Origin of the sequence: Bacillus cihuensis (assembly GCF_000504145.1) — a bacterium.
GTDB classification, from domain to species: Bacteria; Bacillota; Bacilli; order Bacillales; family DSM-1321; genus Peribacillus; species Peribacillus huizhouensis.
The window spans coordinates 78,544-98,837 of sequence record NZ_AYSD01000010.1 but is presented as its reverse complement, the minus strand read 5'-3'; the positions used below and the strand labels follow the sequence as shown (position 1 = coordinate 98,837).

The window sequence follows — 20,294 nt, the reverse complement described above, 5'->3', positions numbered from 1 at the left end:
TTACTTACTCCACAGAACCTTTTAAAATAGCATCCATCGATTTAGAAGTATTATAGATAATTTGTGTAGAATGATGTGTATAACTCGGAATCATTTCAGCAATCACATAATTGTTATAGCCAATCTCATGAAGCGCTTTAACGACTGCTGGATAATTCACATCCCCCGCAAGTAAATCTACGAAACCAGCAAGTCCACCTACTTCACGGCGATAATCTTTAAAATGTACCTTTTTGATGCGCTCTCCTAAAATTTGAATCCAATGTTCTGGATAGCCTGAGTACACAACATTGCCCACATCGAAATACGAACCAACAAATGGCGAATCAATCGTGTCGATAAAACTTCTCATTTCTAATGGTGACAATAAAAACTTATTCCAAACATTCTCAATCCCAATATTGACACCAGCTGCTTTAGCAGATTGTGACAATTCCTGCATGGCATTAAGTGCATACTCATAAGCTCTTTCATAATTGACAGTTGGGAAATTCGGTTGGAAATCTACGCCGACACCGCCTGGGATCACTAAAATCGTATCGACTTCAAAAGCCGCTGCAAGCTCTAACTGCCTTTTACAAATATCGATCGCCTTTTGACGAATTGCCACATCTCCACTTGTCATCGAATAAGACCAATATAACCCAGTCGCAAGTCCGCTAATTTCAATACCATGCTCATCCGCCATAGATCGAATTTCTTTTATTTTTCCATCTTGAATTTCCAGACCTAATTCCCCTGTTTCTGTTAAAGCCAGTTCGATTCCATCAAAGCCTGCATCTTTCGCAATGCGCATACATTCCGCGATTGCCATCTGTTCTGGAAAAGACCAAATATTTATCCCTTTTTTCATTTGAAATGCCTCCCTTTTTATCGTACTTACCATACATAAACGAAATATCCCGATTCGGTCCGCGTTTGATTACGCTTACATTTCTAGTTGCACTTTCCAAGATTAAGATATAGCTGTACCACCTATTTTTTGTACAATACCTACTTGATTGTTATTAGGGTTTAATTATGCTAATAATTAAATAACTACAACAATTATAACAATTTTTCACAGAAAGAATTTAGAGGAAGGAGAGTCCTTTTTGCATAATCCCGAGTTTTTTCCACCTAAAAAAAAGCAAGCGGCATTCAGTGAGTGGTCGCCAAACATTCATTATGCACAATCTCAAAAACTGCCTCCTTGCAAATTACCTAAAAGGCGGATTTACGATTTCGAATTACTATATGTCCAACAAGGCGAAGCAGCAACGATACTGGATGGCAAACACTATAGTTTATCTGCTGGACAAATGATATTCATCCCTGCTGGCATCTATCATCAAAATGAAGTCGTTTCATCTCCATTTGCTCAATTCATCGGAATTCATTTTGACTTCTTTGGAGATTTAGATATTCAGACAGAAGCGGATATAGTGGTGAATGAGTCAGCTGTACAGTTTGATAAGTTCGGGGTTGAAGCGATTGCTGAATCATTTGCTCCCCTTTCAATGAATCCGTTATACACGCCCTCATTATCTTGTGTTCAATTGATGAAACAGCTAGTCCATGAATTTACGATGCGCCCTCTCGGGTATACTTTAATTTGCAAAGCACTTTTATTAAATATCCTTGGTCTTTTGCTGCGTACACAAACCGAATATAATCCAGCTCATTTTCCAATGCACGGTGATCGAATCCTTGAATTAATGGTACTCATTGAAGAAAAACCTGCCGAAATGTGGACCAATCAAAAACTCGCTAAACACTTAAATATGAATGATGACCATATGAGTAAAATTTTTAAAAGAATTGCGGGCATGCCTCCTGGTGAATATGTTCAAATGATTCGGCTTCGTAAAGCAAGATTACTATTGCGTGAAACGAATCTTTCAATTGAAGAAGTTGGGAGAGAAATCGGTTATGCCGACATTCATTACTTTAGTCGCCTCTTCCGAAAATATGAAGGCATATCGCCAAGTAAATATCGCAATCTATCACGGATTTTATAGATTCATGTGAAGTGATGAAAGAACCTTATATTTATCTAGCTTTTTATTTGTTAAAACCATTACGAGCCAGAAATCGAATTTGCGTGCCAAATTTGGATATTTCCGTGCCAGTATGAAGAAGGGGGTTCGTGCGGGAATCTACACTTTTTGAGCGAGATTTGAGATGCGTGCCAGATTAATATTTTTTCCTTCCCTTTACCTAGCTTCTAATTATTATCAAAAACAAGCAATGCCCTTCAGCTCACTTGGGCCAAAGGGCATTGCTTGATCTTAGATGTCGTATAAGTAATGGAAACTGGCAGCTCAGATTAAGAACCATAAGTAATTTATCTTCTACTCCTATTAAAGGCTACCTCCCCGTATTATAACAGGCAAACTCCAATATTTTAGGCGTTTTTATTGATTCTACTACTATTAACCTTAAAGCATTCGTACGAATCGAGTCTAATTTATCAATTTTTTTATGCCCAATTGCTGTTCCATTAGCCACGTTATGCCAAGTGCCACTTTGCCAAGCTTGGACCTCATACTTTCTTATTCTTTCACCAAATTGGATATCTTCCTTTAAGATAACATGATCTATATCCATTTCAGATGGTAATTCCAAAATCAGTTCAGTTCCTTCTCCAGAACAAATGGCAAGCGGATTTGAAAATCTATTTTTTACTTCATTACCGAATTCCAGTAATCTATCTACATCAAGTTTAGGAATTAATCCTCTAGTATCAGGCGCAGCATTTAATAATAAATTTGTCCCATGTCCAACTGAATTATAGTAGATATTAAGTATTTCGTCGATGGAGAGAAGACTATCTTCGTCGTTAGGATGCCAAAACCAATGATTTTTCCTGATAGGAACATCACACTCAGCCGGTAGCCATTCAGGTGTTCCAGGTAGCCAATTTACTTCTTCATTTGTAAACATACTGGTTCTCGCTTTTCCTTTTGAATTCCAACATGGATAAGGTGCCACACCATCTTCATTCCCTACCCATCGAATAGTCGGCTGCCCCATGTTAAATATCATCGCATCTGGTTGATATTTTTTCACAACTCCTGTAATTCGCGCCCAATCGTACTCTCTCCCTTCAGAGCCAGCACCATCGAACCAGACCTCAACAATAGGTCCATACCCTGTCAATAGTTCAGTTAATTGAGTACAATAAAAATCATCATACGCTTTCTTGTCCGAATAACATGGTTCATGACGATCCCAAAGTGACAAATAGATTCCAAAAAGGATGCCTTCTTCCTGACACGCTTCTGCACACTCTCGAACAATGTCACCCTGACCATTTTCCCATGGACTATACTTCACTGAATAGTCCGTCGTTTCAGTTGGCCAAAGGCAAAATCCATCATGATGCTTAGCAGTGAGAATAAAGTATTTCAATCCTGTCTTTTTGGCAATCCTTACCCATTGTTTTGCATCCAGTTCTGTCGGATTAAATACGTCTGGTGAATCCGTCCCTTCTCCCCATTCTTGATCGCAAAAAGTATTAATTCCGAAATGAACAAACATCCCCATTTCAAGGTTTTGCCATGCAATTTGCTGCTTTGTCGGTACGGCAATCTTTTCTTCAACCATTTAGTAACCCCACCTAACGCTTCATATTGTCTGCATACTTCATCCTTGAACTGAAATCTTGTTGGAATAACAAGCAAAATATAAAACAAGCATTATATCATTTCTCTTACAGTGCACTCAGAACGATTACCCTAAAATAGGCGTATCAACAAATGTTACTCCTTGTTTATGTTTGTGTAATTCTAATAAAATTATCTCATTTTCTCCTTCACGCAAGAAAGGCGCTGGTACATAAAGTGTTTGTTGCGGTCCAATCTCCCAATATCGACCAAGATTATGACCATTTACAAACACGACTCCTTTTGTCCAGTTCGACACATCTATGAAAGTATCTGCCACCTCATTTATTGTCAAGATTCCACGGTGAAAATAAGGATGGTTTTCTTTCGTTTCACAATTGGAAAACTGTAAATGATTGATTTCATTTAATGGGATTGGGTAAACTGTCCAATCAAATAAAAATTGGTTCCCCATTCTTACCCCTTCTGTTATCCCTTTAAAATCGACAAGGAATGGACCATAATTGATGCGTCCCATATTCTCCACAATAATTTGCAACGTTGTCTCTTCCTCAGTGATATCAACATCTATCCGGGAATCACCACTAATTCGGTCGACTAAGCCAACATACTTGCCATTCAAATAGACTTGCCCACGATCATGGACATTTTGAACGGTCATCGTTTGTTTGCCGTAAGCTCCTTTTATGACTGTTTCATACACAATAAATCCATAGTCCTGACCATAATACTCCATCGTTAAAGGAGCTTGGCTATGCTGTGGAGTAGAAAGGTGATTCAATGAATCTAACAATGCAACACGCTCCATAAATTGGACTTCACCGTATTGTTTCTTCGGTATGATTATCGGTAATTTCATCTCTGGCAGTTCAACATATTTTTCAAAAACCTTCCGTACAGCAAAGAATTTGTCGGTAACATCTCCTGATTCCGTCAATAAACCATCATAATCATAGCTAGTTATCGTAGGCTGATAGATTTCCTCATTATGGTTTGCTCCATTATAAAAGCCAAAATTCGTCCCACCATGTGCCATATAGAAATTAACAGAGCCATTTTGTTGCAATATTTCCTCTAACGCCTCCACAACATTATCCGAGGACCTTGTATGGTGCTCCTCCCCCCAATGATCAAACCAGCCATGCCAGAATTCCATACACATTAAAGGAGCTTTCGGCTGATAAAGCTTTAATTGTTCAAATGCCGATTCCGCTCTCGATCCAAAATTCACTGTTTCGAGCACATCTTCAATCATTCCGCCATTTAACATACTGTGGTCAGGACCATCAGATGTGAAGATCAGTTCATCACCTATTCTTTTTTTGATCTCGTCTTGCATATGCTGTAAATATTTTTGATCATTACCAAAGCTCCCATACTCATTTTCAACCTGTATAGCAATAATTGGTCCGCCATTTGAACGTAGGAGTGGCTGCAAGCGCTTAAATAACTCATCGAAGTATGCCCCTACTTTTTCTAAATATGGCTCATTGTAGCACCGTAATTTTATGTTCGGAACAGTCATGAGCCAGTATGGAAAACCACCAAATTCCCACTCTGCACATATATAAGGACCAGGTCTTACGATAACATGGAGGCCAACCTTCTCGGCCGTTTTAATAAAACGCTCAATGTCTGCAATGCCTTCAAAAACAAATTTCCCTTCCTCTGGTTCATGTAAATTCCATGCAACATACGTTTCTACTGTATTAAATCCACACTCTCTCAATTTGATAAGCCGATCTTCCCAATATTCAGGTACTGTTCTAAAATAATGCATCGCACCACTTAATAATAAAATTTCTTTTCCATCCATTAAAAATGATTTTTCATTGAACGTTAACATTGGCAATTTCTCCTTCTTCCAAAAGCAGACCATTCGTATAGCGACGGAGAATTCTGTTTAATAAAGGTGTGATATATTTTCATTTACCTTCACAACTAGGTTTGCTTTATCGTTTTTTTGTAGTATTGAACGGTGGATTGAGCATATGTAACGGCCATTTTTAATTGATCTCATTCAATTATCATAGCTTTGTTCAATTTAGAAATGGCTCTTTAATAAGATGACTCTGTAGATACATCTGTAGTATCTATATGTAGAACATTTTCTTTCACCCTATAATTGAAGGAATATTCCGTAATTATAATCTACACTTCTTTATTAAATGCTTCTTCTTTTCACTCAGTAAGAAGATGAACGAAATTCTCTACACCATCCATTCGTTCTGTATTTGCCATAACAACAAATATAAGCGGTTCGCCTTTTGTAACTATTGAGGATAGAATAGGGACTTCTGAAACATCAATACCGGTTATTGTGGTAGAATCGTTATCTGTAGGATACTTTATTGTTTCCCAATTATCGAACGCATGAAAGTTATTCAAATTATATAAATTACCCTCTTTATTAAATTGATGAAACACATCTTTATCTACCAAAAGAACGTCCACCTCTTTTGCTGTTATTTCAGCGCCTAGCTTTTGGAGTTTTATAAGTGCTTCTGAATTCTCTCTAATATCCTTCATATTTATAGTCTGGACAGAAAGAATCTCTTTTTTATTATCAATAAATACTTTTTCTAGACTTCTGTGTAACTCCTTTGCTTGTTTATCGCTAATATCATTTTTAACAATACGAATAGATAACAATTCATTTGGTTGATTAGTAAAGTTATTGAATCCCATCACTAAGACAGAAAGGACAACAATTACACCAATTATATGAAATGAATAATACTCAATTAAATACTCGACTTTTTCTTTCATCGTTAAAGATCGCAATTGTTCTATTAACTTTTTCAAAAAACTCCCTCCTTTTTTGGCTTGATTATATCATACGTATAGATCATATAATAAAACGCTTTCATTATTAAATAATTATATAGCAAAAATTTCTCTCTATTAAATTCCTAACACATCCATAGTTCTTTTCTATCCGATAGAAACTACTGATAATATACAATAATCTCCTTATTCTATCCCAAATGATTTCACCATACAAAATTATTATTTAAGTTGTTACTACATTTATCAGTTTTTTGTCTGTCCTATCCGTGCTTCTCATTTTTAAGGCTTCTGAAAAGTAGCAGGATAAATAAAGCGATCCAAAAGAGTCTGAACACTTATACACAGTTCATTAAACAAGTAATTTGAGTATATTGTGGTACGGGCTCTGACTCTTTTGTTATGGTCCTCCTTTTAACAACTGATGGCGAATTTCATATAATCACAATAAAAGATCAATGGCTCATTAATTATGTCTTTTCTATTTTTGCAATGGCTTATTCAATGTGAATAAACCTATCAACTTATCCTTCCCCCCACCCTTTACAAACATCAACCCACTCCAATGCATTTGAATATTGAAATAATTCATCACATGTAAGTTCGATTGCTGAATTTGTGCTTCCACAAGCCGGGAACACCGTGTCAAATCGTTGCATCGAGATATCAAGAAAAACGTCTAGGTCACGCACTAGTCCAAAAGGACAGACACCACCGATTTCGTGACCAGTTTGCAAATATACTTCTTCTGGAGGGAGCATTCTTGCTTTGAATCCAAATAGGTTCTTGAATTTCTTATTATCAATCTTTGCATCACCTGCCGCTACAATTAAAAGCGCATTTTCCCCTTCTCCTCTAAACGATATCGTTTTAGCAATGCGAGCCGGAATAACCTGAATCGTTGCCGCTGCCTCATCTACTGTTGCGCTTGAAGTTGCGAATTCCATCACATCATCTTCACGATCATACTTTTTAAAATGAGCTCTTACCTTTTCAATTGCCAACCAAAATCATCCTTTCTGCTTCTAATTTATCATTTTAGGCGCGAAGACCCTCACTTCAATTTTGTGCAGGCCATAACAAAAAAATAAGTGGGAGATGTTCGCCTTTTTGTGTAGCGAAACATTTGCTCTTATGATAGAACGTTCCTGTAAGTTGTTCTTTGAAAGCTGAAGATATAAGGTTGTGACAAAAAAACATCTCTCATATAAAAATCTTCAACGTTCTAAGCGTCCCACGTCTTTCGAAATAGCGATAACCAGGCAAAGTAGAATGTCTGGGGGGAATTCAATTATTAGGATACACTCCTTACCCTAGTATAGCAACATGAATGAATGGCATTCTATACCTATCGTATTATTCCTAATACTCCTATTAGCGTATCCAACTATTATATAAATGAGTGCAAAACCCGAGCTACGTGGTTCGAAATCATCCCGAGATTAATATTGAGAAAGATTGAACAACTTTAATTTTTCTATTAAACTCTTGTTTAAGCCTGCACCATTTATGTATCCAGCCTTCAGTTGAATTAAATTCTACTTCACCATGGAAATACTCGTCTAAACTTCAATTTCATCACGAAGTTTTTCAGTTCGCAACTAAGCATGGAAAGATGCGCATCAAAAATTGTCCCTCCGATACTTTCAGATATGCAACTATACTTTTAATCATCCACTTTTTCCAATAAAAATAGAAGTGGATGAGTGAAAAAACCAATCGAGTGGATGGTCAAAAAGTTCAAAATTATATTATGATGGAAGAGTAGATCAACTTCCTCAATAATTTATCGAGAATCAAGCGTCCTGGTCCTCCCATTCAGATGTATATTTTTCATATACTTTTTTCAAAAGTAAGAATAAAGCCATAAAATAGTTGGCCCCAAAATCTACTTATCTTTTACTTTAGGAGTGAATATTAATGATTACATTCATGATCATCACTGTTATTTTGGTAGGTATCTTAGCACTTGTTGGAACGTTATTAATCGGGAAAGGTATTAGTACTCAACTAAAAGATTATGAAGAAAAAGAGGATACTATTAAAAACGAACTAAAGAGATCTCATGAATATGAAACTAGTTCACTGCGTGTAAACATTAAATCATTAACATGGATTTATGTAGGTTTGGCTCTAGTCTCATTTGTTGTTTGTCTTGGAATTTACTTTTACTAAATCATCGAAAACAAGTATGTTGGGTGGAGGAACCTTATCGTTTTTCCACCTTTTTTGTTTAAAGTAAAAGTGTTACTCCCCGCATAATTAAAATGCAATCTTTCAATCCATCCCGATTGTTCATTTCAAAACTAAAAGAATATAATCGATATATAATTGTGAAAATTCATCATAATTGAATTCATTTTTTTAACATATACGAAAGTATTTCACTATGGTACACTTATTAGACTTTCGTTATACGTGGTTCGCAACCATCCCACGATAAAAAACTAGGGAGAGATATGTATGAAAACAAAAACATTAGTAGTTAATGCGATTTTAGCTGCTTTGTATATTGCAGTGTCTTTTTTGATTCAACCATTTGGATTTACCAATATTCAATTTCGGGTTTCAGAAATGTTTAATCATCTAATCGTATTCAATAAGAAGTATTTTTACGGAATTGTACTAGGAGTCTTTTTAACGAATTTACTGTTTTCACCGATGGTGCCGTATGATTTAGTTTTCGGAGTCGGACAATCAGTGCTTTCGTTATTGATTACCATATTTGCTGGACGTTATATCAAAAACAAACTGGCGTTAATGATGGTGAATTCACTTGTGTTTACGTTCACAATGTTCATGATTGCTCTTGAGCTAAATCTTGCATTAGACTTCCCATTCCTATTCACATGGTTCACAACAGCTGTAGGTGAATTCGCAGTCATGCTCGTTGGAATTCCTGTGATTTATGCGATTCACAAACGTGTGCATTTTAATAAGTTGTTATAATTCTAAAAGGCCTCCAATCAACTGGGTGGCCCTTTTTACTTTTATCTCCCTTCTTTGGTAATATTATCATTTTTATTTCTTTCTTTTCCCCATCTCAATTCTCATATGGTAAAATTTATAGTTAAGAACACCCTTCCTAAGCTGAGCACCTAAAAAAAGGAGTGCGCCCATGCCAAAATTATTTGTATACATATACGTTATCTGCTGTTTATCCATTCTGCTTTTGATAGAGTGGTATCTTACGATTACTAATTTACCTTTTCATAAGTTGATGATCATCCAAAGAATCGAAGGGATTCTTTTCATTATTATTACAACTGTTATTCTCTATTTTTTTCTAAAAAAGAGAAAAAGCTATACATTGTTAAAAGAAGAGCAAGAACGGCTGCAAACCTTGATTCATTCCATGGCAGACTTCGTTAATTTCAAAGATGGCCAAGGTCGTTGGACCGAAGTTAATAAATTTGGCCTTGAACTATTTCAGCTGGAGCAAGTAAATTATAAAGGGAAAAAGGATAGTGAACTAGCTCAATATACTGATTTTTATAAAGAAGCACTAGAGTATTGCGAGACTTCAGATGAAGAAACATGGGTAAGTCGGCAAGTTACTCGGTGTGAAGAAATTATTCCAATGCCTGATGGGGATCACAAAACATTTGATACGATAAAAGTTCCTCTTTTTCATGAAGATGGTTCCAGAAGAGCATTTGTTGTAATTGGGAGAGATATAACAGAACGAGTGAAAGCTGAGCAGCATTTATTACAAAGCCAGCAACAATATAAATCGCTCTTCGATTATAATCCAGATCCTTTGCTTATGATGGATATTCATGGGATCATTTCAAATACTAATCCGCGCTTTAAGGGCATAACTTGTTGGGGCTTTGACGATATTATCGGTGTTTCAATCATGGATATATTAGCAAATTCGAATGATAAAGAATCATTTCAAAAGTCATTCACTGATGTCATTGAGACTAGAACAGGTATTACACATGGAGACATTAGCATTCTCACCAAACATGAAGAGGCCGTAATTCTTTATTTCACACTCGTTCCAATGCTAATAAATGACCAGATAGTCGGAGTCATTGGCTATGCACAAGACGTTACACTTATGCGTGAAACTGAAGAAATGCTGCGAAAAACAGAAAAATTATCGGTTGTTGGGGAGTTGGCTGCAAGTGTAGCTCACGAAGTCAGAAATCCACTTACTTCTTTAACAGGATTCGTACAACTCCTGAAATCCAATGAGATAGAATATCAGCATTACTACTCCATTATGTTAAGTGAGTTGGATCGAATTAACTTAATTGTCAGTGAACTGCTCGTCCTTGCCAAGCCACAGAAAATAAATTTTAGCGATCACAATATCGTGATGCTGATGAATGATGTCGTGACGTTACTTAAGCCTGAAGCGAACTTGAACGGAGCTTCCATTTCGATAAAAGAACATGAACCCATTCCGGCAATACGTTGCGAAGCAAACCAATTAAAGCAAGTATTCATTAATATTATTAAGAACTCAATTGAAGCGACTGCAACGTCAGTTTCCATCGAATTTTCTACGAAAAGTGATCAAGTTACTGTGAAAATCAAGGATAATGGACACGGGGTAGGAAAAGCAAGAATCCAACATCTTGGAGAGCCGTTTTATTCTTCGAAGGAAAAAGGAACGGGACTCGGATTGACAGTTAGTTCGAGGATCATCGAAACCCATCGTGGAAATATTTCCTTTGATAGTACGCTTGGTAGAGGTACTGAAGTGCTCCTAAGTTTACCAATCAATTGTCATTCACAACAAAGCACTGGCTAATGGGCCGGTGCTTTGCTTACCAAAATGCATTTTCCAGATACAACTAACTTCCACCTCTACATAATTCCTCGTCACATTCATGTCGAAATCCTTAATTACTTGTAGGGAAATCCCTTACAATATTTTCACGTCATAATACTGCCTTTTTCATAATCAGACGGTGATTTAAGAGGCATTTAATTAATCGATTAATTAATTCTATTTTGGCAGTACTTGTCGTTTAAAACAAGTTCTGAAGGTACAGCTCTTAAGTCAATTCGTACTGTTAAGTAATAGACGACTCGATTTGGTAAAAGGACAAGATTGGTTCTTTGAATACTTCTCACTTAGTAAGTAAACCAAACACTCATTCATGTAAAGGACCGATAGAGTAGTAACGCCTCATTTTTAATTCAACACCAAAGCCCATCACAATTTCACTTAATCCCCGCATATCCATTCCACTTTTGCTTTAGCTAATATTCCTTGTATGTTCAAGGATACAATACCCATTTTTTCAAATGAAAGGACCTAATTCTACAAACCATCATAGGCTATATGAAGTGAGGTGAGAGGAAATGATAAGGAAACGATTGGACAAAACAGAAACACAGGTTGAAGAGGCAGTGGACCAAAAAGATGCATCCTCGTCCAAAGATGACCATAACCAACTAGTTGACTTTTTAAAGGCTAACCCATATTTAAAACCACTCGTTCAGCAGATTAAAGAGAAAAGACAAACACTTCATTTCAAAAACAAACCTGCTGACAATCAAGAACACGACGAATAGCACACTTCAAAAAAGGGGGGCCTAAAGCAAAGATCAGCCCCCCACAACTAATACAGTATAAGATAGGTGTATGAAACACTACATACGGATTTTGAGTGCGAGGTCAGACCCTTTTGTGACAACTTCTTATTTGTATTTATTAAGAAAGCTTAAATCGCCATCAACTTGAAAAGGATTAATAAGCATGATAAATTCTTCTGAGAGATAGATTCTTAGCATGTCTATCATTTGAAGAATCTTCTACCTATGCAACTCCACAGCATTTTTTATATTTCTTTCCACTACCACAAGTACATGGATCGTTTCTTCCAATTACATTCTCATTTACAATTGGTTTTTTCGACTCTTTTGCTAAAATATTATGCCCTTCCAACTTCATTTGCGCATATCGTTGTTTAAATAGCTCGATAACTTCTGGACTATAGTTTAGAGCATCAGCTGCAACCTCATTTGCCTTCTGTTCTGGAAGATTTCGATCTTCAATAACTATTTCATCATTTTTAAATGATTTTCTCACACCAAAGTGTCGTCCCGTAGTCTCCGAATTTTCATCTTCTTCAACAAATTTCAAGTAAACATCGTCACAATGGCAAGCTGCATGCATGCAATAATAGTCATAAATCCAATATGTCTTCCCTTCGTAACTACTTTTCAACGCAATATTATCCTGTACCCCGAACACATCTATATACTTAATCGCTTTGCCATCTATTATCTCTGATGTATTAATTGTTCTCATGATTCACACATCCTCAAAAAGTATTTCATTGCCTTAGTATTGTATCGCCTATTTAACAATCAGTCACTTATTTATCTTCTAGCTATGGTGGATTTCATTAGTATTTCAAACTATATAAACAAGGAATCAACAATCTACGAACATTCTATAGTAAGCTTGTCGCTATAGAATTTATGTAAAGGCTGTTTTCACATACTTTGTTGCTTTTCAATCATTTTTACACTAATAACCCGGGTTGATTTCCGTTGCAGGTACTCGCTTTCCGCGGGCGGTCTCAGAAGCCTCCTCAGTGCTTTGCACTTGCGGGGTCTCCCTCAACACGCTTTTCTAAGCAGGAGTCTCGCACCTTCCACTACAATCAACATCTGTTCGAATTGGTTTCTTGCTAAAAACAACAATCTCTACGAAAAGAGCCTATGTAAAAAAGAGAAAGGCATTCGTGCACCTTTCCCTTACTCACATTATAAATCTCGACTTGTTTAAGTTTCACTTTATCTTTCCATCAGCTTTTGTTTTAACTCTGTTTCATTCGAACGAATCTTTTGCTCTACATGTTGGCGATTCGTACTGCCTTCAGCTTGAATTTCCAATGTTTCAGTAATTGTAGATTTTAAACTTTCTTGCGCATGCACAAGTTGCTCCAATTCTTTGTTTGCCACAAGTAAATTATCCGTTTTTTCAGCAACTCGCTTATGAGCATTTACCGCATAGTTTTGCCTCAAAACTGAGAGAGCAATCGACATTTGATTTTTCCAAAGCGGAATCGCCGTCATAATTGATGTTTGGATCTTTTCGACTAGTAATTGGTTTGTATGCTGGATAAGACGTATTTGCGGAGCACTTTGTAAAGTAATTTCTCTACTTATTTTTAAGTCATATACACGCTTTTCCAGTAAATCTGTAAAAGATAAGAGATCATCTAATTCCTGTTTTTTTAACGGATCCATTTCCATTTTTGCGATATGTTCCGCTTTTGGAATTGAATGGGCATGTAATTCTTCAAGCCTTGATTCTCCTGCAGCGATATAAATATTGAGCATATGAAAATATTCTTCATTACGCTCATATAATCGGTCAAGCATGACGATATCAGCCAGTAGAATGTTCTTGCTTCGATTCAATTTCACATGAATTCGATCAATTTGAGCACTTGCCTTTTGAAATCGAGACACCGTTTCTTGTGAAGATTTTGTTTTTTTTCTAAACCACCGTGCAAAGATAGAGCGGCGAACGGGCGCCAATTGATCAGGGTTCACTTCATTCAGCTTTCCAATTAGATCAGCTAATATTTCACCGACTTCTAAAATATCCTGCTTCTTTACTTGATCAAGCATTGTATTCGAGAAGGTAAGCAATTTAGATTGCGCCGGCATCCCAAAAGTGACTAGCGCCTGACGGTTATGCAATTGCAATTGCTCGGCAAGCTGTCTCGCCTTTTGTCTACTTTCTGCTGAAATTGTATCGATTAACTTCTTACCCTCACTCGGAAGTTCTGTAGTGAAAGGATGTTCGTCTATTTCTTGTCCGAGTGTTTTCTCATCTGCACTCATTTCCATTTCCTGCTTCCATTAATCAAACTCGATTCTTTTGTGTTCTTTAACGTCTGCTTTGCAACATCAATTTCATAATCAAGTTCTTGAATATCATTCGAAATTACTTCGTACAGATCTTCTTCAACTAATTTCGTTAGCTGTTCTAAAGTTCTTCTAGTTTCAATTAACGAAAGATCCAATTCTTTATTTTTCTTCGGTTGAGCCGCTAAAAATACATATTTCTCCGCTAATTCCAAAGTAGAATCCAAATGGGAGAAGTAAAATTTTTCTGCCTGATAAAAGCGTTTCGGCTCTTTTTTTGTTAAGCTGTAAATCTTTCTAATCATCCTTACAAGTTCAATTCTTTCCTTTAAAGATGGCAGATGTCGAATGGATAATAGCGCTTTGCACGCACGAAAAATTTTAGATTTTGCTTCTTTTATATTTCCTTTGATATATTGATACTCTTTTCTACTCAATCCATGTTTCTTCAAAAAACGAGCAGACATGAAGAGGGAACTTGCAAAAAAAACAAGAACGCCACCTGATATAGACCAAAGAGTAGACATAATCGCGGATTGACCAAAACCATAAAAACACACCGGCCATATGATTACAGCAATAGGACCTGATATAACGATTCCAACAATGGAGGTTACTAATCGGTTCATGTATCGACACCCCTAATATAATCTCTATCTATTTATACGTTTCATTCACAATTAAGTTTCATTTCCTTATATCGTAAACGATATAGGATTTATGTCATTCCTGCAAATATTTATATAAAGTGAAACTTCAATCAGTGGGGATTTTCTTCATCCCCCGCCTATCTTCTTTTAGCTTGCTCAGAATCTCGAGGTGAGGGTCTTACTGCCCGTTAAGAGTGGGACAAAATTTTTAGGCTTTGACTTATAAAGTTTACATAATTTCATATATAAATGTCCTGAATCACTTATTAATAAGTTCTTTAAATTATTAGCCCTTATATTTAAGCGGGCAGTTTCAGGAGCTTCGCATATCAACTACAATCAACATCTACTCAAATTTGTTACTTGCTAAAAACAACAATCTTTACGAAAAGAGCCTTATATTTTTATCATCAGTAATAATCCAGATGCAACATTGTCGAAACAGAGAATTATTTCTCAGGCAATACTTCCCCTAAATCAACATATTTCTCAAAAATATTTTTTACTTTCCCTTTATTCACAAGCTTTCTAATCAAATAATAGCCGTTTTAATTAATCGATTAATTAAAACGACTTTTTGTAAATCCAGCTAGAAATTTGCAATTATTTCCCTACTTGCGATTGCCTTTCTACAGGCAGGAAACCTTAGACCACTTAAACAAAGTAAAAAAAGATACAAGGCACCATCCAAATTTCGAATCGCGCCTTGCCTCTTCATCTTCGCCATGTAGTATTCACTTTTGAAACCAGTCCGCATTTTCATCCATGTGCAGAAACGGAATGTCTGTATCAATCTCACCTATTATTCGGTCAACCACTACATCATGTCCATCGAGCCATTTCGCAAAATCAAAGTGAATCGGCTCTTGATCTCCACCTAAAGCAATCCATACTTTCATATCTTTTGGCAAATAAGCAGACGTATGAATCGTTCCAGCCCAACTACTGTATAAATCAGAAAAGATCCCTTTATCCTTTGCATTTAATAACCGAAATGCATCCTTGACATTCATGTTCTCTTGTTGTTCAGCCAAGATTTCAAATCTTCGTTTAGAATCGATAAGATGATTACGATTTTCATGCTTCATGATCTCAAAGTGATTTGTGCAGGCACTTGATTGACGTACCTCCACTCCACGGGGAGACGTTTCTATAATATACGACTCACCCAATTGATCATAGACAACGTAACTAAATGAATGTCGATGTGGGATTTCCTTAAGCATCGCTACTGCTTCTACAGCATTGGCACACGACTCTAAAATCAACCTGCCGATCATGCAGCAAATGAATCCATCGCCTGGTTTTTTCCGATGCATAAAGTTATAGCCAAGTGCGAGACCTTTTTCATTCATGCCATCCATTCTTCCCGTAACCCGTTGACTTGGACCTGCTGTCGCATACCCTTGATCTGTTGGTTGAAAGAAAACATAGCGTCCTTCATAAGTCTTCGGATGATAATCATAATTACGGATTAAATAATGTTCACCTGTCAATATCGAGCAGCCAGATTTCACGTAATTCAAACGGTAGCCACCATATTCCTGCAACACATGTTCCATTGGCCATTCAAGCGCAGCTTGCAGTCCAAGCAACTCCTCCCACAAGCCAGGGGCGAACGGAGTGATTGCACGCTTGACCTCTTCAGCCTTTACGGTAAACCGTGGCAGCCTTACTTTCCATTGATTTTCACGATTTTTAACAGTAAGCGAATCCTTTATTTTCTCACCTTGCATAAATCCAAACTCAAAATGTGTACCACGAAATTGAATAACATCACTGTATATTTGCTTCATGTTCTATCCCTCTTTTGCATGATTCATTCAAGTGAGTTGATCATTTAGATTTAGCTTGAACGATTCCGTTTAGGGAAGGAGGTCCTGCAATAAGCATTACATTAGTTTGATTCTATATTTTGCTTCGCTTGAGGTTTCATAACACCAAATCAATGCTTGATACAGTAATTTAGTAATTTCTTCCTCAAAATAGGTGATCGTTCAAATCCCGTTTAACAGGTTGCAATTAATTCGTTTCTGTTTTACCGCTCCCACTACCATCTTCCATATTAAACCAAAGTGGTTCGTTATCATCAACTTCGCCATTATAGTTGATTAGTATCTCTTCACCGGCTTTTATATCTTTGTATGCATAGAAGTCAAACGTGTGGTTCTTAAAATTAATATCGTATGTTGCATTCGGAGTGTATGAGTGGTTAAACAGCATTCCATACCCTAAGAGGATTGCGGTGTGGTTCACACCGTACTCAAACGCGTAATCTGCAAGGATTGTCTTCTCTATATGTTCATGCTCCTTATTCGGGTAAGAAATGACCGGTGCCTCATGTACAAGCTCCCCTTTTGCTATATCACGTGTTGCGAATACCCCTCTATTGAACTCCCCATCGCTGAGTGTGGAAGTCTTTATCTCAATCATGTAAGTCACCTTCGCCTTCTTTTCTATGGAGTTCATTATCTACTTAAGTTTGCCAATTGAATAGAAAATAAGCAACTGTTTTATTCTATTCCTTTTTAACCACTGTTCAGTGAACTCCTATATCTAATTAAATATGTCCTAGATATGTGGTCATTGCAAACACATACAAAATCATGCACCATGAAGGATAAATTATTTTTGTAGCACGCAACACGCACCTAATCACAGTGCAAAGCTGAAATTTTGGGTACTTTTGGATAGCTACAAAGATGGCTCATTAATAAGTCACATCACCCGTCCCTATATCCATCACACAAAAAAGAAGTATTGGCAAGTAGCCTCAACTTCTTTCTCATTCAAACATTAATATTTTCTTAGAAAACTTGGCCTTGTTCCAAACCATTCTTCACAAATCATTTGATGACAATCCGCAAATATTCGTTCAATTATTTGGGTTGAGTTTGCTAACACTCTTAGGGTAAACCCTTCAACAGGCAGTAAAGAAAAACCAACATCATATGCATCTGTTTTCGGATTAAGGGCATAATATAATCGATCCAGAAGCTCTGGAGTCATTTGCTCCCCAACGACCATCATGGAACCTAAATGTGAATACCCTTCCATGAAACCTAGTGCTTCCATATGTTGCTTTGCTGGATGCAATTTAATATGATCCAACGACACTAGTTCATCATCCAGATAAATTTCATTGATTAATTGAACTTTATCATAACTGAACCTTTTACCATTAGGTGACCAGCCTGGGGTAATAATGTCCGAATAAAGTAATGTAGCACCTTTCTCCATCCGAATTATATTTTTTTGTTTATAGCGAGCATCCTGATACGCGATTAACGGATCAGGAAAATACTCTAGATAACTACCTGCTTTAAGAAAGATTTCTGTTTCCTGGTAAGCATATGAATAGGGTGTTTTATAAACTTTTGTCGCAGATTGTGTGGTTAAAGTTAGCCTAGCTTGTTTCTCCAATGAAATCTGCAGGTGATAGCGATCTCCGTCTAAATAGCCGCCACCTGGATTTAAAATATAATAACAAACTTGTCCAGAATCGTCGTGGTAAACTGGACGCATGACTTTCAATGCGCCCTGAAAATAAACATTCTTTGCCACGGTTTTTCCAAGTCGTTCTTCAAGGTCTAAACGTAAAACGCCTGTCCAGTCTCCCATTTTAATCTAGCCCTTTTAAAAGAGCATTTTTCTTAAGCCAATCAATGACTTGGTCAAGCCCCGTATTATCCTTTAAATTAGTAAAAACAAACGGTTTATTTCCACGAAAAACCTTCGTGTCTGACTCCATTACTTCTAAACTTGCACCAACATAAGGAGCTAAATCCGTTTTATTAATAATAAATAAGTCAGATTTAATCATCCCTTGTCCGCCTTTGCGTGGGATCTTTTCACCTTGAGCAACATCAATAATATAAATCGAGAAATCAACAAGCTCTGGGCTGAATGTTGCCGCAAGATTATCGCCGCCACTTTCAACAAAAATAAGCTCAACATCTGGATGTTTCTCGATTAATTCATCGATGGCAGCAAAATTCATCGAAGCATCTTCACGAATCGCTGTATGAGGGCATCCGCCTGTTTCAACCCCAATAATACGGTCATCAGGCAGCACCCCATTTTGCATTAAAAATTTTGCATCTTCTTTGGTGTAAATATCATTCGTCACAACCGCCATGCTAATCTCATCTTCTAATTGCCGGGTCAACTTTTCAACGAGCATTGTTTTGCCTGCTCCAACAGGTCCTCCTACCCCAATCTTTATAGGTTCCATATAAAGCACTTCCTTTCTTTTATGTTAAGACATGAATATACGAATATTCACACGCTCATGTTTCATTTGAGATAACTCCAGTCCAGGCGAAATGATGCCAAAATCTTCATCATCCAAGCTTTGAATTTTTTCTGTTGCATCTACTAATTCCCCTTGAAATTCCTGAATTATTTTCTGTCCAGCTGTCTGGCCTAAGGGAATCGCTCGGACTGCATTTTGGACAAGGCTCGATACAGTAGAATACAAATAATAGAGGGTGGTTGTTGATTTTGGAACGCAAAGATGATGTCCAATCATTGTAAAAATAATCGCCGGATGTCCAAATGATTGCTTCTCTTTTATTCGTTTTTTATACTGTGAAAGAATAGGCACCTCGTATAATGTTTCTACGAGGTTTAACATTCGCTCGCCCATTCTTTGTGTGCCTTCTCGCGTTTCACGTGGCAAATTTTGTACAGTCAACATCCGATCTACCTTCCACACTTTTTGGAGGTCTTGATTCTCTAATGCCTCATATACAAGAAAAGAAGCAAGCCCATCCGAATAGACGAGCTGTTCATTCAAATAAACGTGAAGCCATTCTGAGAAAGTAGCTTGATCATGCACTTGATCCTCTTGAATATAACTCTCTAAGCCATATGAATGACTAAAGGCACCAGTCGGAAAATTAGAATCACAAAGTTGAAATAGAGAAAGTGTGTGATCAGTCATGGCTATGTCCAATATGCCGAAATGCCTGTTTCACTTTCCGTTCTTCTCTTTTGAAAGGTATTTGAAGCTCTTGAAGCAATTCTTCTACAAGATAATCATATTGAACAAGCATTTCGTTTTCTTCAAATTGTGCAGGTAAGTGACGATTCCCTAATTGATGAGCAATCGTTCCCATTTCTTGCAACGATCGTGGGCTAATAATCAATAAATCATCAGATAAGACATCAATGATAATCATGTCATGATCATCCATATATAATACATCACCTGCGACAAGGTCACGGGGATCCTTCAAACGGATCCCTATTTCCTTGCCGTGATCGGTTGTCACCCTTTGAATACGCTTCATTAGATGAGCGCTTTCTAGATAGACTTTTTCTATATGGCGTTTATCCAGTTCCTCTTTTGCCATTTGATCAATATTCGTTACAATTTTCTCAACGATCAATACATTCA

19 protein-coding genes and 1 riboswitch are annotated in these 20,294 nt (G+C 36.9%); of the genes, 5 read left to right on the top strand and 14 right to left on the bottom strand.

What is annotated here, in order from left to right:
• Positions 1–4: 4 nt before the first annotated feature.
• The gene (locus V179_RS0100465) at positions 5–853 is read right to left on the bottom strand and encodes a sugar phosphate isomerase/epimerase family protein (protein ID WP_028389774.1); all 849 of its coding nucleotides are present in this window, start codon (positions 851–853) and stop codon (positions 5–7) included.
• A gap of 241 nt (positions 854–1,094) precedes the next feature.
• On the opposite strand from V179_RS0100465, the gene V179_RS0100460 reads away from it, so the two are divergent.
• Positions 1,095–2,000, top strand: a complete 906-nt coding sequence (locus V179_RS0100460; protein ID WP_028389773.1) for a helix-turn-helix transcriptional regulator — start codon at positions 1,095–1,097, stop codon at positions 1,998–2,000.
• Between the two features lie 349 nt (positions 2,001–2,349).
• Here V179_RS0100460 and V179_RS0100455 read toward each other — a convergent pair whose 3' ends face one another.
• The 4 genes from V179_RS0100455 to V179_RS0100440 form a co-directional block, all read right to left on the bottom strand.
• Complete coding sequence (locus V179_RS0100455; RefSeq protein WP_028389772.1) at positions 2,350–3,588, bottom strand: alpha-L-fucosidase; 1,239 nt, start codon at positions 3,586–3,588, stop codon at positions 2,350–2,352.
• 126 nt (positions 3,589–3,714) lie between these two features.
• Entirely contained in the window at positions 3,715–5,454 is a 1,740-nt protein-coding gene (locus V179_RS0100450; protein ID WP_028389771.1) for a glycoside hydrolase family 35 protein, read from the bottom strand.
• Between the two features lie 335 nt (positions 5,455–5,789).
• The gene (locus V179_RS0100445) at positions 5,790–6,413 is read right to left on the bottom strand and encodes a hypothetical protein (RefSeq protein ID WP_028389770.1); all 624 of its coding nucleotides are present in this window, start codon (positions 6,411–6,413) and stop codon (positions 5,790–5,792) included.
• Positions 6,414–6,919: 506 nt separating this feature from the next.
• Positions 6,920–7,342, bottom strand: coding sequence for a YbaK/EbsC family protein (locus tag V179_RS0100440; protein ID WP_407637225.1), 423 nt, complete (start codon positions 7,340–7,342; stop codon positions 6,920–6,922).
• 973 nt (positions 7,343–8,315) lie between these two features.
• On the opposite strand from V179_RS0100440, the gene V179_RS0100435 reads away from it, so the two are divergent.
• The 4 genes from V179_RS0100435 to V179_RS0100410 all read left to right on the top strand — a co-directional run bounded on the left by V179_RS0100435 (position 8,316) and on the right by V179_RS0100410 (position 11,930).
• Positions 8,316–8,570 (top strand): hypothetical protein, encoded by a 255-nt coding sequence (locus V179_RS0100435; protein ID WP_028389768.1) that lies wholly within the window; start codon positions 8,316–8,318, stop codon positions 8,568–8,570.
• A gap of 237 nt (positions 8,571–8,807) precedes the next feature.
• Positions 8,808–8,852: riboswitch (PreQ1 riboswitch) on the top strand.
• Positions 8,853–8,858: 6 nt separating this feature from the next.
• The gene (locus tag V179_RS0100430; protein ID WP_028389767.1) at positions 8,859–9,344 is read left to right on the top strand and encodes a QueT transporter family protein; all 486 of its coding nucleotides are present in this window, start codon (positions 8,859–8,861) and stop codon (positions 9,342–9,344) included.
• A 169-nt stretch (positions 9,345–9,513) separates the two neighbouring features.
• Positions 9,514–11,160: a PAS domain-containing sensor histidine kinase gene (locus V179_RS0100420; RefSeq protein ID WP_028389766.1), complete on the top strand. Its 1,647-nt coding sequence runs from the start codon at positions 9,514–9,516 to the stop codon at positions 11,158–11,160.
• Between the two features lie 557 nt (positions 11,161–11,717).
• A complete protein-coding gene (locus V179_RS0100410) occupies positions 11,718–11,930 on the top strand; it encodes a hypothetical protein (protein WP_028389765.1) in 213 nt (70 codons plus the stop codon).
• A 244-nt stretch (positions 11,931–12,174) separates the two neighbouring features.
• Here the strand turns inward: V179_RS0100410 and V179_RS31415 are convergent, their stop codons facing one another.
• The 9 genes from V179_RS31415 to ureE form a co-directional block, all read right to left on the bottom strand.
• Entirely contained in the window at positions 12,175–12,669 is a 495-nt protein-coding gene (locus tag V179_RS31415; RefSeq protein WP_028389764.1) for an SEC-C metal-binding domain-containing protein, read from the bottom strand.
• Positions 12,670–13,160: 491 nt separating this feature from the next.
• Positions 13,161–14,219 (bottom strand): toxic anion resistance protein, encoded by a 1,059-nt coding sequence (locus V179_RS0100400; protein WP_028389763.1) that lies wholly within the window; start codon positions 14,217–14,219, stop codon positions 13,161–13,163.
• Entirely contained in the window at positions 14,216–14,872 is a 657-nt protein-coding gene (locus V179_RS0100395) for a 5-bromo-4-chloroindolyl phosphate hydrolysis family protein (protein ID WP_028389762.1), read from the bottom strand. The genes V179_RS0100400 and V179_RS0100395 overlap by 4 nt, the downstream gene beginning before the upstream one ends.
• Before the next feature lie 755 nt (positions 14,873–15,627).
• A complete protein-coding gene (locus tag V179_RS0100390) occupies positions 15,628–16,689 on the bottom strand; it encodes a C45 family autoproteolytic acyltransferase/hydolase (protein WP_028389761.1) in 1,062 nt (353 codons plus the stop codon).
• Between the two features lie 226 nt (positions 16,690–16,915).
• Complete coding sequence (locus V179_RS26755) at positions 16,916–17,326, bottom strand: SET domain-containing protein (RefSeq protein WP_034300148.1); 411 nt, start codon at positions 17,324–17,326, stop codon at positions 16,916–16,918.
• 363 nt (positions 17,327–17,689) lie between these two features.
• Positions 17,690–18,514 carry an urease accessory protein UreD gene (locus V179_RS0100380; RefSeq protein WP_028389760.1) on the bottom strand — a complete coding sequence of 275 codons (825 nt, stop codon included), beginning with the start codon at positions 18,512–18,514 and terminating at the stop codon, positions 17,690–17,692.
• Position 18,515: 1 nt separating this feature from the next.
• The gene (gene ureG / locus V179_RS0100375; protein ID WP_028389759.1) at positions 18,516–19,127 is read right to left on the bottom strand and encodes an urease accessory protein UreG; all 612 of its coding nucleotides are present in this window, start codon (positions 19,125–19,127) and stop codon (positions 18,516–18,518) included.
• A 24-nt stretch (positions 19,128–19,151) separates the two neighbouring features.
• The gene (locus V179_RS0100370; protein WP_028389758.1) at positions 19,152–19,838 is read right to left on the bottom strand and encodes an urease accessory protein UreF; all 687 of its coding nucleotides are present in this window, start codon (positions 19,836–19,838) and stop codon (positions 19,152–19,154) included.
• Complete coding sequence (gene ureE / locus V179_RS0100365) at positions 19,831–20,286, bottom strand: urease accessory protein UreE (protein WP_028389757.1); 456 nt, start codon at positions 20,284–20,286, stop codon at positions 19,831–19,833. Before ureE ends, V179_RS0100370 begins: the two co-directional genes overlap by 8 nt.
• Positions 20,287–20,294: the final 8 nt, after the last annotated feature.

What these genes read in the sequence shown, in the direction of transcription:
- V179_RS0100455 (WP_028389772.1), bottom strand. Translation starts at nt 3,588, where the DNA reads ATGGTTGAAGAAAAGATTGCCGTACCGACAAAGCAGCAAATTGCATGG.
- V179_RS0100395 (WP_028389762.1), bottom strand. Translation starts at nt 14,872, where the DNA reads ATGAACCGATTAGTAACCTCCATTGTTGGAATCGTTATATCAGGTCCT.
- V179_RS0100390 (WP_028389761.1), bottom strand. Translation starts at nt 16,689, where the DNA reads ATGAAGCAAATATACAGTGATGTTATTCAATTTCGTGGTACACATTTT.
- V179_RS26755 (WP_034300148.1), bottom strand. Translation starts at nt 17,326, where the DNA reads ATGATTGAGATAAAGACTTCCACACTCAGCGATGGGGAGTTCAATAGA.
- V179_RS0100380 (WP_028389760.1), bottom strand. Translation starts at nt 18,514, where the DNA reads ATGGGAGACTGGACAGGCGTTTTACGTTTAGACCTTGAAGAACGACTT.
- V179_RS0100430 (WP_028389767.1), top strand. Translation starts at nt 8,859, where the DNA reads ATGAAAACAAAAACATTAGTAGTTAATGCGATTTTAGCTGCTTTGTAT.
- V179_RS0100440 (WP_407637225.1), bottom strand. Translation starts at nt 7,342, where the DNA reads ATGGAATTCGCAACTTCAAGCGCAACAGTAGATGAGGCAGCGGCAACG.
- ureG (WP_028389759.1), bottom strand. Translation starts at nt 19,127, where the DNA reads ATGGAACCTATAAAGATTGGGGTAGGAGGACCTGTTGGAGCAGGCAAA.
- V179_RS0100410 (WP_028389765.1), top strand. Translation starts at nt 11,718, where the DNA reads ATGATAAGGAAACGATTGGACAAAACAGAAACACAGGTTGAAGAGGCA.
- V179_RS0100435 (WP_028389768.1), top strand. Translation starts at nt 8,316, where the DNA reads ATGATTACATTCATGATCATCACTGTTATTTTGGTAGGTATCTTAGCA.
- V179_RS0100370 (WP_028389758.1), bottom strand. Translation starts at nt 19,838, where the DNA reads ATGACTGATCACACACTTTCTCTATTTCAACTTTGTGATTCTAATTTT.
- V179_RS31415 (WP_028389764.1), bottom strand. Translation starts at nt 12,669, where the DNA reads ATGAGAACAATTAATACATCAGAGATAATAGATGGCAAAGCGATTAAG.
- V179_RS0100450 (WP_028389771.1), bottom strand. Translation starts at nt 5,454, where the DNA reads ATGTTAACGTTCAATGAAAAATCATTTTTAATGGATGGAAAAGAAATT.
- V179_RS0100465 (WP_028389774.1), bottom strand. Translation starts at nt 853, where the DNA reads ATGAAAAAAGGGATAAATATTTGGTCTTTTCCAGAACAGATGGCAATC.
- V179_RS0100400 (WP_028389763.1), bottom strand. Translation starts at nt 14,219, where the DNA reads ATGAGTGCAGATGAGAAAACACTCGGACAAGAAATAGACGAACATCCT.
- V179_RS0100420 (WP_028389766.1), top strand. Translation starts at nt 9,514, where the DNA reads ATGCCAAAATTATTTGTATACATATACGTTATCTGCTGTTTATCCATT.